This is a genomic window from Saonia flava (assembly GCF_011927795.1).
In the GTDB taxonomy this organism is placed as follows: domain Bacteria; phylum Bacteroidota; class Bacteroidia; order Flavobacteriales; family Flavobacteriaceae; genus Saonia; species Saonia flava.
Genome location: NZ_JAATJJ010000001.1, coordinates 891,362 through 905,600, shown reverse-complemented (window position 1 = coordinate 905,600; position 14,239 = coordinate 891,362). Strand labels below are relative to the sequence as shown.

Here is a 14,239-nt window from a genome sequence, read left to right as displayed (position 1 = left end):
AGTGATGAGTTATCTATTCAATAGCTCTTTAAATTGATAGAAAAAACGCTCTAATAATCGTAAATCTTCAGTAATAATATCTGCAGTTCCTCTCATCTCTTGCTTAAATTCTATCTCTTTTTTATAACTGGTAATCAATTTTTTTTGTAAGGTTACATCGACCAAGTAAAAATCATCTTTATCAAGTGTTTGAGATATATTTTCTACTTTCCCACTCAACATTCCAAATTCAGTTTCTGGATAGTTATGGAGTTTTACATTTACAGATTGACCTATTTCAATTTTTCCAGAGTTCTGTAATGGAGCTTTTATCTTTGCAAGATAATTTGAATTATTGGAAGGGATAACAGTAAAAACCAAATCACCTTGAGAAACAGTTTGATTTTCATTCCAATAATTTAGAAAAGATACCTTTCCATCAATTTCAGATTTCAAAACATAAGTATTTTCCCAATCCTTAATAGCTTTTTTTAGCTGATTAAATGATTGTATAGCAGTCTTTAGTAATTGCGTTTCTTCTCTCGTTCTGGAAATCTCTGTGCTTTTTGAAGTCTTTCTGGCACTTCCTATAGCTTCGCGTATTTGAGAAATTGAAACCCCAAGGTTTTTAAAGTTCCGTTCAGCTGATAATACTTCCAATTGTTTGTTTTCAAATTCTTGTTTGGAAATTACACCTTTTTCATAAAGTGCCTTATTACGATTTAAATCATTTTTTTTAAAGTTGAACTCAGATTCATGAAGCGCATATTGAGCATTTAGGCTTGTTAATCTACTTTGTAATTCTGATAAAGAAATTTTGTTTGCAATTTCTTCATTGGAAAAAGGATCTAGGTTTTTGTTTAGCTTATATTGAAAGTAGCTATTCTCAAATGCTGCAAAACTTTGATCCACATCTCCTAGAAAAAGTATAGGAAGACTATCTAATGGAAATTCAAAAATATTTTTTTTAACATCAATTGTATCCAATATAGATTGCAGGTAAAAAATATCTTCTGCATTGGCAGTATTATCTAAAACGGCCAAAACCTTATTTTTGGTTACAATTTCTGAATCTTGTACATATATAGAGTCAAATTTTGCGGATACCATGGCAAACTCTTTTTGTGGTGGTATTTCTGTAGTAATAACTGCTACTGTTTCAATCACATCTGGATATTTAATAAACCAAGATAGTCCCAGTACCATTATAAAAAGTGAAAGAAACAAAGAACTGCCCCAACGTATCATCCAATTAGGTATACGAGTGAGTATTTCCTGAACTTCTTCACTTCGTAATTCTATGTTATCCAATGAATCTGACATTTTAATTTCCTAGTTCTAATTGGTTCTTAACAAGATTAAAATAACTTCCTTTCTTTTTCACCAATTCTTTGTGATTACCTACTTCTACAATTTGACCCTTATCCAACACAACTATCTGATGAGCATTTTTAACTGTGCTTAACCTATGGGCAATTACTATGACAGTCTTGTTATCAAAAAACTCATCGAGTTTTTCCATGATTACTTTTTCATTATTGGCATCCAAAGCTGATGTAGCTTCATCAAAAAATAAATAATCAGGGTTTTTGTATACCGCTCTGGCTATTAATAGTCTTTGTTTTTGCCCAGTACTGAGGCCAACCCCTTCCATACCAATTTTTGTATTGTATGACAGTGGTAGTTCTTCTATAGATTCTTTAATATTAGCGACATCTACAGCATATTCTAATCTGTCTTTATTTATATAGTCTACTCCCACAGCTATATTATTGGCTATGGAATCATTAAATATATAATCCTCTTGCATGACTACACCACATTTATTTCTCCAAGTTATTTGAGATATTGTTTCCATATCATGTGTGCCTAGCCGTATTTTTCCTTTACTGGGTGTGTAGAATCGCAATAACAACTTCATCAAAGTAGTCTTGCCACTGCCACTTACGCCTACAATCGCTGTAATTTTCTGAGCTGGAATATGTAGATTCAGTTGGTCCAAGACATATTGATCCGAACCTCGATAACGGAAGGATAGGTTTTTCACATTAAAGTCTAAGTTATTGGGAATATTATAAATTTTATTTTCATTATTGTCTTCTTCGTCTTCTTTGTTATGAATCTCGCTCAGGCGTTCCAACGATATTTTCGCATCTTGTACTTCCTTTATGAATTCAATGAGTTGTGATACTGGTGAGTTCAATTGACCAACGATGTACGAAATGGCCAACATCATACCCAAGGTAATTTCCCCATCAATAACCAATTTGGCAGAAAGTACCGTAATTAAAATATTTTTCAATTCGTTGATGAAACCCGAACCGACACTTTGATATTGTTCCAAAGCAAGACTTTCAATAGAAATTTTAAACAGTCGCGCCTGCAAAAATTCCCATCCCCATCGTTTTTTCTTTTCTGCATTATGTAATTTTATAGTCTGCATGCCATTGATGAGTTCTATTACCTTACTCTGTTCTTGGCTTATTTGTGAGAATCGTTTATAGTCTAAATCCCTTCTTTTTTTTAGAAAAATTATAATCCAAGCAAAATATAGAAAACTTCCAATAAGAAAAATACCAAATATATAAAGGTTATAGTAGGCCAAGACCAATCCAAAAACAAATAAATTAATTGTTGAAAACAAAACATTTAATGAAGATGTAGTAAGTATACGCTCAATACGGCTATGATCATTGATACGTTGTAGAATATCACCAGTCATTCTAGAATCAAAAAAGGCTATGGGAAGCTTCATGAGTTTGATAAAAAAATCTGACACTAATGAAATATTCATTCTTGTACTTAAATGTAAAAGAATCCAGCTGCGAATAATTTCTATGGCTGTACGACCAATAAACAAAGCCAATTGTGCAAACAATATAAGGTAAATAAAGTTTATGTCCTGATTTTTAATCCCTACGTCAACAATACTTTGAGTTAAAAAGGGGAATATAAGTTGTAACAGGCTTCCAGCAAAAAGGCCAATAATCAATTGCCATATGAATTTTTTATATTTAAAAAGATATTTTGACAGGAATTTAAAACTTAAAGAACTCCCTTTTTCATTGAAATTATCTTCATAAAATTTAGGAGTGGAGTCAAGAAGTAGTCCAATACCTTCTATTGTATTTTCATCAGCATTATTTCCAATCCAGAATTTTAAAAACTCTTTTTCATTATACTCCAATAATCCATGTGCTGGGTCAGAAATTCTAAATATACTTTTTGTCCCTTTATTGCTAACCTCATATAGAACTACAAAATGCAAATTGTTCCAATGTAATATACATGGTAGAGGAGCTTCTAAAAGATTCTTAAGAGAAAGTTTTACACCTAGACTTCTAAAGCCCATTTTTTCTGCTGCATCACTTAAATCTAAGAGACTGCTTCCAGCTCGTGTGGTCTCACTTAGTTCTCTTATGTAAGGCAGTGATACTATTTTACCATAATATTTGGCAATAATTTTTAAGCATGTGGGGCCACAGTCTTTGCCATCAACTTGTATATAATTTGGAAATTTTTTAGGCATGGTTTGCTTTAGTAATTGGCACAAGCTTTATAATATTACTTTAATATGGAGTTCTTGTTTTTATTGGATAAAAGTGTAGTTATTTTAGAAATCAATTCTTCCATTGAATAGTTATCAATGTCAATTCGATCTCCATATCCATTGGCTTTGATTCGTGCTGCATTGCCATTTTGGTCTATAAATTTGTTAATTGGAGCAACAAGCATTGGCACTTCATGGTAAAAAGCTTCTTTCACAGAGCCTAGACCTCCATGTGTAATGAACAAATCTGTATATAATAATACATCTTGTTGTGGCAAATAGTTAAAAATGAACACGTTTTTAGGGTTTAACAAATTCATGGGATAGTTTCCTCTTGAAATGATAAGTATAGTTTTTGGAAGTTTCTCAATTGTTGAAATAGTATTATTAAAGAAATCAACAACTTTTGGACCTTGGGCAAGTGTTCCAAAAGCCATATAAACTATATTAAATTTTTTTTCTATGAAATATTTTCTTTTTAGTTCCTTGTATGATTTTGAAAGGTCTGAGCTTTCATTTTTTATAGAAATTTTGTCATAGAATTGAACATTTTTAGGTTTTTTAAATGCAAAAAATTCTAATTTCTTGGGTGCAAACACAAGATTTTCTACATTTTTAACTCCTCTATTTAAAGAATGTTTTAAATCAATTTCTTTCTTCCAATTCATCCCATTCTTCTTACAATGCTTTTTCCAAAAATATATTTCGTCCTTTCCTAGAAAGGCAATTTTTAGAACTAGTTCACGTAATCTTTGTTTTAGAAGATGGTTTAACCATAGACCGTCAATTTTTAATTGTGAAAATAAATTTCCTTTAGGAACATAAATTGAATTCATTGGTGGTATGCCATTGGTTTTTCGAGAGTAGATTTTGGTGTGTACAATGGTTATATTGGGAACATAAGGTTTAAAGTAAAAAAAATATTCGGCCAAGCTTTGATCAATATAAACATGACTTGGTTTGTATTTGGATATTAATTCTTTGACATTATTAAATGCGTTTTCAAATTCATTTTTTCGTTGAAGCAAATAATCTTTTGAGGTCAAATTTTTCAGAAACAACCCAAAGAAAACTTTGGAATTTCTAACTATATATTCAGATAAGTATTGAAATTCATAATTTTCAAACCCTTCATTTTGGATTATTTTATTAAGATTTGGAGTGGTTGTAAAAATGACTTTTTCACCATTTTTCATAAGTTCATGTGCTAGCCCAAAAGTTGGATAGTAATGACTGGGATATGGTTGGAGTATAAAAAGTATCATAATTTTATTTGAATTTGACCCTGCTATTGCAGGGTCAAAAACATTATTACTAATTATGGACAACCTGGACTATTTGGCGGCAATGGACTTCCTCCCGTTTCACCAGGAGGGCAATTTACAGGTGACCCGTAGCAAAAGCAATATGGTGTGCTACCACCTTTTACAGTTTTTAACTGTTGGTTGGACAACAATTTGTCTGAAAATTTTGAAATCATTTTTTTCATTTTTGAAAATTTTTAGATTAATAATTAATTTATATTAAGTGATTTGCAAATCCATGGTTGACATTGGGGGAAGTAATATGTACTAATAATAAAGACAGGTCTTCAACTTTTATTATTTCTGGTAACAATCTTTCATTAATAAATACGGTGGGTGTGCCTTTTACCTTAGCAATATTGGCCCAAGAATTATGTTGTATTTGAATTTCGATAAGGTTTTTCAATTCAGGATATTCCATATATTTTTTGCCCCATATTTTAAAATTCTTATCATTTCTATAAAACCATTCATCCATTGCCTGTGATTGAAGTTCTTTGGGCAAACTGAAAACTTTATGCACAAACTGTCCACCAGCATCATTTTTATCTGGGTTAGATCTAAAAACTACTTGACAGTTAATATTTTTATTGGTTAGTAAAAGTTGCTCTATTCTTTGATGCATATTTGCGCAGGGAGTACATAAAGGGTTGCTAACAAGAGTAAGGGTGTGCTGGGCATTCGGATTCCCCAGTACAACAACAGGCATATCTTGGGGCATTTCAGGCATTTGTCTTTGTCCAGCCATTAATGAATTGAATATTTGAGGGTTGGTTTTTAGTTTGGTTAACTTCTTGTTTAATTTCTTGCTTTCCTGTGCTTTTATAGCTGTATTTTTAAATAACAATAAAAAGACGATAGGAATAATGAAACCCATTACAATATAAAGTAATGATGAAATATTCAATGAAAAAGTATAATTTGAAAAGAACATAAAAGCAATTGCTGCTTCTAAAATAAAGATAGAAACTACCCCTAGACAAAGTGTACACCACATTTTGGCTTTTATGCCTTGGTAATACAAGGAATAAATTGAGAAGAAAATTGCTATTGAACTAAACAGTAATTGAACATTTAAAAATGTATTTAGGAATAGTTTGGACTCTAAAGAAATTAGCAAACTAAAAAAAGAACCAAAGAAATAAATAAAGCCTGCATCTGACCATGAGAACCAGGAAGTAATCTTAGCAGTCGGACTGTCCAAAATACTTTGACAATTTATCTTTGAACCCACATTGCAGAGTTTATTCACCAGTTCATTGGAGCTGTCTATGTTTTTAACAAACAATAAACTTGTTAGTGTCATCCCAATCATTTTTAAAAATAAAATTAGATATAAACTAGGAGCCTCTATATTGGCTCTAAATATCATCCCGATTATAAAAAAAACAATTAGGGAAATAGCCAATGGTATTCTAATACGTTTTAAAAGCTCTGATTTTCGTTTAACAGTGTAATTTTTTTCTCCAGATTTTTTACTTGCCTCCGCCATTAGTATTATCCCTGACCAATTTTCAAAAAATTCTTCCTGTCTGCTTTGCATCCACCCTTTTTGGATGTCCAACCACTTAACGGAATCATTTTTTATTGATTTTATTAAAGTAAATGTGCCTCCATTTCTTTGAAAAAAAGTAATGAAAGGAGTAGGTACATTTCCCAAGTCATCTACTGTGATTTTAGCTGCAACGTTCTCAATTTTAAAATGATTCAAGGCATCCGCATAAGCTAGCATTGAACCTTCCTCAGGATGGTTTTCTAAAAATTGTTCGGCACTAGTTTTAGTAACTTTAACTTTCAGTTCTGTAACGAATTGACTGAAAGTATAAACAAAATTGTCTTTCAAAACTTAAAGTAATTTAACTTTATATAATATAAAAAAGAGGGGGAGGATGTAAGAAAAAATGAATAATACTTACTTTATGAAGGTAATGGTTATTTTGTTTGTAGGCGTTAAATTATTGTTAATAAATGAAAAATCTTACAAAATTAATTTTAATGCTTAAGTTTGTTTCATTTATTTTTAAACCAAAAAATAACTATCAAAATTTTTTTAAAATGATTTGGTTGCAGGAGAAAGCCCATTGTTCGATGCCATCATTATATGGAAAAAGCCTAAAGATTCCGTATGGAATATTTACGACAAACCTTTGAGGAAAAATATACCTTTTGAAGCAAAAGCTGTAAGAATAGGTTATGAAGAAAGTGAGGTTTTAGTGCATTAATAGTTTATTCTACCCTGGTAAGAATTAATAGCCTAAAATCCATAACTTCTTTACTGGGAATTTCTGTTGCGGAAAGGCTCAATTTTCCAATTCCTTTTTCTAATTGAATTCTCCCAATTTTCAAAGGTTTAAAATCTTTTACATAGGATTCTATTCTTGGGCTTTTATCTTTTTCCATGCCATATAATACGGGGTCGTGAGCCTCAGTAATTAAGGTTTTTAAAGTGTTGTTTCCAAAACTGAGTTGAAATGATGACCCTATGTTTTCTTTCGCACAGCTGTAATATATTTCAGCTTCATAAACCCCATCGTTTAGGACTTCAACAGTCCAATTTATTTTATCAAACAAATTGGTCCAATTATAGAAATAGGAATCATTTGGGTACCTATTGCTTCGTAAAATTTCACCTTCAGAAACTGCATCTCTAGCAGGTAAATGTGTAGGCTGATTACTAAATCCAACAGTAAAGGGTCTTGGGTTATTTTTTGGAAATGTGATTTCTTTCAGCCACTTGTATTTTATTTTTTTTAGTGAATCCAAAAGTTTAGGAAATTTATCAGCTATATTAATGGTCTGTCCCAAATCGGTATCCATGTCGTAAAGCCTACCATCATCATCTAACCTGTATTTTTGAGTTCGGACACTTGTTTTTCCTCTCCAGTGGTTTACAATAGTTCTGTCTGTCCACTTTATGGAAGTGCTGTCAATAATTAAAGGGTGTAAATTTCTCCCATCTAAACCATGATTGGTTTTTGCATCAATACCAGCTAAACCGCTTAATGTTGGCAAAAGATCTATACTACTTGCTATTTGGGCGATACTTTTTCCTTTGGGAAGCTTATTTTTCCACTGTATAAAAAGTGGCGATTTTACACCACCTTCGTCTGTAGAACCTTTCTTGCCTCGCATACCACCATTCCATCGCCATCCGTTAGGGCCGTTATCGGTCATATAAACGATAATAGTATTTTCTTCAAGGTTTAGGTCTTTTAATCTTTGCTTTAACCTTCCAACATTCCAGTCTATATTTTCGGTCATTGCCAATGCTGCTTTGGTAAAGATTATATCTTCCTGTTCGGCTCCATGATATTTGTCTATTAAATCCTTGTTTTTCATTTTGTTCCAAAACTCTTCTGGAACCTGCATAGGACTATGGGGAGTATTTAGTGGTAAGTAAAGAAAGAAAGGTTGATGTGCATTTTCGGTGATAAAATCCATTCCTTTATTTACAAAATCATCTACTAAAAAGCCATCGCCTTTTACAATTTCACCATTATGTTCTAGCATTGGACTAAAATAGTGGCCCCAATGACCAGACGCAAAACCATAATAATCATCAAAACCCCTTGAATTGGGATGATATGGCGGTTGTGTACCGTTATGCCATTTTCCGTAGGCTGCAGTGGTATAGCCAGCATTTTTAAAGATTTCTGCAATGGTTGTTTCTCCAAGATTAATTCTTTCACCTCCTGCTGATGTGGAATAAACACCCAATCTAGTGGCATATCTGCCTGTTAAAATTTCTGCTCTTGTTGGAGAGCAAACGGGACTTACATAAAAATTTTTAAAATGAACACCATTATGCGCAATGGAGTCAATGTTTGGTGTTTGTACATTCTTGTTGCCATTGAAACTTAAATCGCCCCAGCCTTGATCATCTGCTAGGATAAAAACAATATTTGGTTTCCTAGTTACTTTTTCTTGACTGTTTTTGCAATGAACAAAAACAATTAATAAAAATAAATAGAAAACACTTTTCATGATTAATTTTCTTTGATAGCTAAGCCAACCATAGAATCTGCGGTTCCATAATACAAGAACCATTTGTCTTTGAAAAAAACTAAACCTTCTATAAAAGTCGTTCCAGCCTTGTATTGTCCAGAAGTTTCATGCGGCAAGCTTGGACAAATAAAAGGGGTTTGTAATCTATCTATAAGTTTTGTCGGGTCATTTTTATCAAACAAAACTTGCCCTCCGCAATAGGTGCCTTCGGCGACTTTATCTGTAGAGCCTTCTCCACTTAAATTTTTGCCATTGTAGAGCAGTAGAATACCTTCTTTAGTATATAAAGCTGGTGGTCCTGGTTCTGTTAAATGGCTATCGAATTCTCCCAATGTAGGTGTAAAAACATGCAGGAGCTTCCCTTTTTTGTCTAGTATGGGTTCCCAATCAAGACCATCATTAGACTGAGCTAAATTGACAAAGAGTTCACCCCAGTACATAAGATATTCTCCATTAACTTTTTTGGCAATTAGGCGCCCATCAACTAATTCAGTAACTATAGAGCCAGATTTACTCCATATATTTAAAAACTCACCATTTTTTGCTTTTTGAAATACGGGGCCATTCTTTTTCCATGTTTTTAAATCCTTGGAAACAGCGCTGGAAAGTCGAGCAACATCTTTATTCCAGCTGGTGTAGAGCATAATGTATTCTCCATTTGGAGTTTCTACAACTCTAGGATCTTCAATCCCTCCTGGATAATCCCATTTTTGAAACTCATCATTGGTTGGAAACAAAACTGGTGCAGGATATTTTGTAAAATTAATTCCGTCCAAACTATAGGCTAGGCCTATTCTGGAAGTTCTTCCTCCTAGAATCGCTGCAGGATTATCCTCTGCCCGGAATAACATAAAAACAGTATCATTCCTTACAATTGCTCCAGGATTAAATACATCTGCCTTTTGCCATTGAACCGACTCATTTTTAATTGGGTCCATGAAGGTGTAGCTGGAATCGGCCATCATTATGGGATTCTGTTTTGGTTTCTTAAATCCTAACAGCCATTTTTCTTGCCCTTGAAGATGGGTTAAAAACAATAGGCTTGCAGCTGCCAATACATATTTGTTCATACTTATATAAATTTTAAATATCATTCTCATTAAGGGTGAACTCAAAACCATTGTTTTTAATAACTTCTTTAAACCACAGTGCTGAATTTTTAGGAGTGCGTTCCAAAGTTTTATAATCTACATAGTGAATCCCAAAACGTTTGGAATATCCCAAAGCCCATTCAAAATTATCCATAAAAGACCAAACAAAATATCCTTGCAAATTAACACCTTGGTCAATGGCTTTTTTACAAGCGGCTAAATAACCTTCCACAAATTCTTTCCTTACCGTATCCTTTACTTCCCCATTTTCTAATTTGTCATCTAACGAACAGCCATTTTCAGTAATGTATAAGGGGGGATTATTATATCTATCCCTAATCCATTCCAGCAACTTTCTACAGCCCCAAGGAACTATGGCCCAGTTCATTGTTGTCATTTTCCATTTTGGGTCAGCAGTTAAATCCACATACTGGTCTTCAAAAATCCCTCCGTTTCCATATACTGCATTACCTGCATTTGCATTAGGGTCTACGTCTGCGGCATAAAGTGCAGTATAATGATTTAATCCAAAAAAGTCTGAGGACCCTTTTATATTTTCAATATCCTCATCTGAGAATTTGGGTAATCTGTCCCCAACACGCTCGCGCATGACTTTTGGATAGTCTCCGAAGTAAATTGGGTCAGCAAACCACCCTAAAAAAAATAGTAGTGAACGTTCCGCAGCCTCAATATCTTCTGATTTGCTGGTTAAAGGTTCTCTCCAATCACAATTGTTGGTGATTCCGATTTTTCCGCCTTGTTCCACTTGATAGTTTTTTCTGTATAGTTTTACCGCCTTACCGTGAGAACGCAATAGCTGATGGGCAGCTAAATATGGTTCATTTTTGGATTTTCTTCCTGGCGCAAATACGCCTTCGCCATATCCTAAAATTGCAACCACCCAGGGTTCGTTAAGGGTAATCCAATTTTTTATACGATCACCAAAACTTCGAAAGCAGATATCCGCATATTTTTCAAAGAAATCTGCAATTTCAGGATTTAACCATCCATCTTTTTCTGTTTGTAATGCTAAGGGTAGATCCCAATGATATAAGGTGACCCAGGGGGTGATGTTGTACTTAAGTAATTCGTCGATTAAGTTGGAGTAAAAATCAATTCCCTCTTGATTCACCTCGCCCTGCCCATCTGGCTGAATTCTACTCCAGGAAATGGAAAAACGATACGCTTTCAACCCTAAATCCGCCATTAATTTTACATCCTCTTTATACCGATGATAATGGTCACATGCAATATTGCCATTTTCATTGTTATTGGTCCTTCCGGGAATATGGGCATGTGCATCCCATATGCTCCATGCGCGCCCTCCTTCTGTTGCAGCGCCTTCTATTTGGTAACTTGAGGTTGCTGACCCCCATATAAAATCTTTGGGAAATTGAATCATTTTAATGCGTAGTTAATTTTCAGTTTGGGAAGATACTGCCTTAATTTAAAATCCACTTCCTCTTTTTTGTCATAATTTTATGGTTATCTTTCATTTTAAATCCAGCCAATGAACATGCTTTTAAGGTTATTATTGTTTTTTTTGATTTTGGGATGCAAGGAGCAAGGTCGAAAATTGGAATCGGACAATTCCGTTTCAATTCCCGTAAAAGATACAACTTCTGTAGTCGAAATTAAGACAAAGTCTTCTGTGACCATGAAGTCACTGGATGCTTTTTCGGATACTACATTTGTGAGGTTGGCTGATTTTAGTTCTCATTTTGCATACGATTTACGATATGCTACGAAGAATAATTTCCTTAAGGCCAAGGTGTATGACTGCGCGGAATGTTATACCCGTGTAAAAACTGCGAAAGCCTTATTATTGGCTAATGCTAAGTTTATAAAAAATGGGGTTAGGATTAAATTTTTTGATTGTTACCGCCCTAATTCTGTACAGTATAAAATGTGGGAAATAGTTCCTAACCCTCAATATGTTGCAAACCCTGTAAAAGGCTCTATTCATAATAAGGGGGGTGCGGTAGATATTACCCTGGAAACTCTTGAGGGAAAAGAGCTTGATATGGGTACCGATTTTGATTTCTTTGGAAAAAGAGCCCATCATGATAATAAAGATTTGCCTCAAAATATTCTTGATAATCGTAAGCTGCTAAAAGACACTATGGAGAAGCATGGTTTTTGGAGTATTAGGACTGAATGGTGGCATTATAACTTTTCTGCAGCATCCAATGATAAGGTTGCCAATTTTAAATGGGCGTGTAAATAATTTATGAAAAAATGAATAGAAAAATAGTGGCTTTTCTAGCTTTTCTGGCAACAATAAATTCAATAATGGCACAAGATACAATAATGCCCTTGTGGGAAAACAAGATTCCAAATCAAGTGAAATCCAACGAAGTGGAACACCATGAGAAAAATGATATTTTATGGATAACAAATGTGCAAAACCCTACCCTTGAGGTGTATTTGCCTGCAAAAAAAAATGCCAATGGGAAAGCTGTATTGATTTTCCCTGGAGGTGGCTATCATGGATTGGCTTATGACTGGGAAGGGACAGACATAGCTAAATTGTTGAATACAAAAGGAATTGCTGGTATTGTTGTAAAGTATAGGTTGCCTATTTCAAAATCACTTTTCGATAGTAAAAATGTTCCATTGCAAGATGCCCAAAGGTCCATAAGGCTGGTAAGATACAATGCGGATAAGTGGAATATTGACCCGGGTAAAATTGGAATAATTGGTTTTTCGGCTGGTGGACATCTTGCCTCCACATTGGGTACGCATTATGATGAAAATGTGTATGCCAAGAATGGCGAGGAAGATGTGTTAAGTGCGAGACCAGATTTTATGGCCTTGATATATCCTGTTATAACTTTTGATGGGAAAGTTACTCATGGTGGATCAAAAAGCGCACTTATTGGTGAGCAGCCATCACAAGAGGACGTGGATTATTTCTCTAATGAATTAAGGGTAGGGCCAAATACACCTCCTACATTTTTAGTGCACGCCGTGGATGATGATGCTGTTCCGGTAGAGAACAGCCTTTTGTTTTTTAAGGCATTAAAAGAGCATAAAGTGTCTACAACTCTTCATGTGTATCCCAATGGGGGACATGGATTTTCTCTTGCATTGGATGATAACCATCTTAAAGGCTGGGTTGATAGGCTTTTGGATTGGATAGCGAGCTTGGATTAGTCTATGTCTTAATACAGCACAACACGATGTAATTATCGTTTAAATCGGTTGTAAAGAACAAATAGTCCTCTCCACCATCTTTTATCTTAAACTTCTTTCGGATTGAAGTAACGCTTTCTGGGAAGTTCCTGGTTGTAATATTTGCTTTCGTCAACTTTAAACTGCGTACTTCTTTTTTGCTGTATGGCAAAACCATTTCTATTTTAAATCGCCGTCCGGGAAAATCAATAACATTTTCTGATGTGTATAAATGAGAATGTTCCTGAAGTTTATTTAGGAGAAATTGCTTTCCAACTAATTTAAATGCCCCTGATTTTAGAATAGCGGCATTGGGTTCATATAAATAATTTGATGGAGGACCATAATTTGGGATGACGTCTTTTTCTTCACTGAGAGAAAATCCAAAAACTTCCTCGCCAGTTTTTTTTAGATTGATCGTTTTTATAGCGACTTCCTTTAAATAATTTTTCTCTAAAACCCACAACAATTCTTTTACTTCGTTATTAACTGCAACTACATGAATCTCTTTTACAAATTTCAATTCTTTAATGCCAATTGAAAAATCCAAAAGGGGAGAAGTCTTAATTAAAATGTTATCAGATTTTCCAAAAAATAAGTCCAAGTGCTGGGGAACATTCGGCAAACAATCTGCTAAAAAAAACACTTTTCCTTTGCTTTCATTTCGACGAGAAGGGTCAACGAAAACCCAATTGAATTTTTCATTTGTTTCGGTTAAAAATTCAATGCCATTTTGGATAATATTTTGAATGTTTTTTAAGCCTAAAATTTGGAAATTATAGGTGGCGATTTCAGATAAGTTTTCATTGATTTCACAATGGTAAACATGGCTGATTTTTTTTGCAAAATAATAACTATCAACTCCAAAGCCTCCGGTGATATCTATTAGCGTTTTTCCACTCACTATTCTCGATTTATATTGAGCAGTTATTTCAGATGATGTTTGTTCAATATTTAGTTTGTTCGCATAATAAATAAGTGGAGTGGAGTACCATGTTGGCAGTTTGTCTTGGCACTTTTTCTTTGCTTCTAGCTGTTCCCCAAGTTCTTTTGAGGATATTCCTTTAAAATTACTTTTTTTAAGTAATACTGACACGATGTCAGTATTTATATTTTTTTGTATAAATTCTTGTACA

Annotated in this window: 12 protein-coding genes; 3 read left to right on the top strand and 9 right to left on the bottom strand. The window is 33.8% G+C overall.

Annotated features, from left to right (window positions below; genetic code table 11):
* Positions 1 to 9: 9 nt before the first annotated feature.
* The 5 genes from GGR42_RS03905 to GGR42_RS03885 are packed head-to-tail and all read right to left on the bottom strand — an operon-like array spanning position 10 to position 6,676.
* The gene (locus GGR42_RS03905) at positions 10 to 1,302 is read right to left on the bottom strand and encodes an HlyD family secretion protein (RefSeq protein ID WP_167961059.1); all 1,293 of its coding nucleotides are present in this window, start codon (positions 1,300 to 1,302) and stop codon (positions 10 to 12) included.
* A 1-nt stretch (position 1,303) separates the two neighbouring features.
* Positions 1,304 to 3,508 carry a peptidase domain-containing ABC transporter gene (locus GGR42_RS03900; RefSeq protein WP_167961045.1) on the bottom strand — a complete coding sequence of 735 codons (2,205 nt, stop codon included), beginning with the start codon at positions 3,506 to 3,508 and terminating at the stop codon, positions 1,304 to 1,306.
* A 35-nt stretch (positions 3,509 to 3,543) separates the two neighbouring features.
* Positions 3,544 to 4,794 carry a glycosyltransferase gene (locus GGR42_RS03895; protein WP_167961043.1) on the bottom strand — a complete coding sequence of 417 codons (1,251 nt, stop codon included), beginning with the start codon at positions 4,792 to 4,794 and terminating at the stop codon, positions 3,544 to 3,546.
* A gap of 53 nt (positions 4,795 to 4,847) precedes the next feature.
* Positions 4,848 to 5,009: a hypothetical protein gene (locus GGR42_RS03890; RefSeq protein ID WP_167961041.1), complete on the bottom strand. Its 162-nt coding sequence runs from the start codon at positions 5,007 to 5,009 to the stop codon at positions 4,848 to 4,850.
* A 38-nt stretch (positions 5,010 to 5,047) separates the two neighbouring features.
* The gene (locus tag GGR42_RS03885) at positions 5,048 to 6,676 is read right to left on the bottom strand and encodes a vitamin K epoxide reductase family protein (RefSeq protein ID WP_167961039.1); all 1,629 of its coding nucleotides are present in this window, start codon (positions 6,674 to 6,676) and stop codon (positions 5,048 to 5,050) included.
* Positions 6,677 to 6,893: 217 nt separating this feature from the next.
* Between GGR42_RS03885 and GGR42_RS03880 the strand changes: the two genes are divergently transcribed.
* On the top strand, positions 6,894 to 7,055 hold the full coding sequence (locus tag GGR42_RS03880; protein ID WP_167961037.1) for a hypothetical protein: 162 nt from the start codon (positions 6,894 to 6,896) through the stop codon (positions 7,053 to 7,055).
* 4 nt (positions 7,056 to 7,059) lie between these two features.
* Here GGR42_RS03880 and GGR42_RS03875 read toward each other — a convergent pair whose 3' ends face one another.
* From GGR42_RS03875 to GGR42_RS03865, 3 genes are read right to left on the bottom strand one after another with little or no spacing between them, the layout of a single operon-like run.
* Positions 7,060 to 8,817, bottom strand: coding sequence for an arylsulfatase (locus tag GGR42_RS03875; protein ID WP_167961035.1), 1,758 nt, complete (start codon positions 8,815 to 8,817; stop codon positions 7,060 to 7,062).
* Positions 8,818 to 8,819: 2 nt separating this feature from the next.
* The gene (locus GGR42_RS03870; RefSeq protein ID WP_167961033.1) at positions 8,820 to 9,908 is read right to left on the bottom strand and encodes a glycoside hydrolase family 130 protein; all 1,089 of its coding nucleotides are present in this window, start codon (positions 9,906 to 9,908) and stop codon (positions 8,820 to 8,822) included.
* A gap of 13 nt (positions 9,909 to 9,921) precedes the next feature.
* Positions 9,922 to 11,331, bottom strand: coding sequence for a GH1 family beta-glucosidase (locus GGR42_RS03865; RefSeq protein ID WP_167961031.1), 1,410 nt, complete (start codon positions 11,329 to 11,331; stop codon positions 9,922 to 9,924).
* 108 nt (positions 11,332 to 11,439) lie between these two features.
* Here GGR42_RS03865 and GGR42_RS03860 point away from each other — a divergent pair, with 108 nt between their 5' ends.
* Together GGR42_RS03860 and GGR42_RS03855 are read left to right on the top strand one after the other, a co-directional pair.
* The gene (locus tag GGR42_RS03860; RefSeq protein WP_167961029.1) at positions 11,440 to 12,156 is read left to right on the top strand and encodes a M15 family metallopeptidase; all 717 of its coding nucleotides are present in this window, start codon (positions 11,440 to 11,442) and stop codon (positions 12,154 to 12,156) included.
* A gap of 11 nt (positions 12,157 to 12,167) precedes the next feature.
* Positions 12,168 to 13,085 carry an alpha/beta hydrolase gene (locus tag GGR42_RS03855; protein WP_167961027.1) on the top strand — a complete coding sequence of 306 codons (918 nt, stop codon included), beginning with the start codon at positions 12,168 to 12,170 and terminating at the stop codon, positions 13,083 to 13,085.
* Position 13,086: 1 nt separating this feature from the next.
* On the opposite strand, the gene GGR42_RS03850 is transcribed toward GGR42_RS03855, so the two are convergent.
* A complete protein-coding gene (locus tag GGR42_RS03850; protein ID WP_449421097.1) occupies positions 13,087 to 14,199 on the bottom strand; it encodes a THUMP-like domain-containing protein in 1,113 nt (370 codons plus the stop codon).
* Positions 14,200 to 14,239 lie beyond the last annotated feature (40 nt).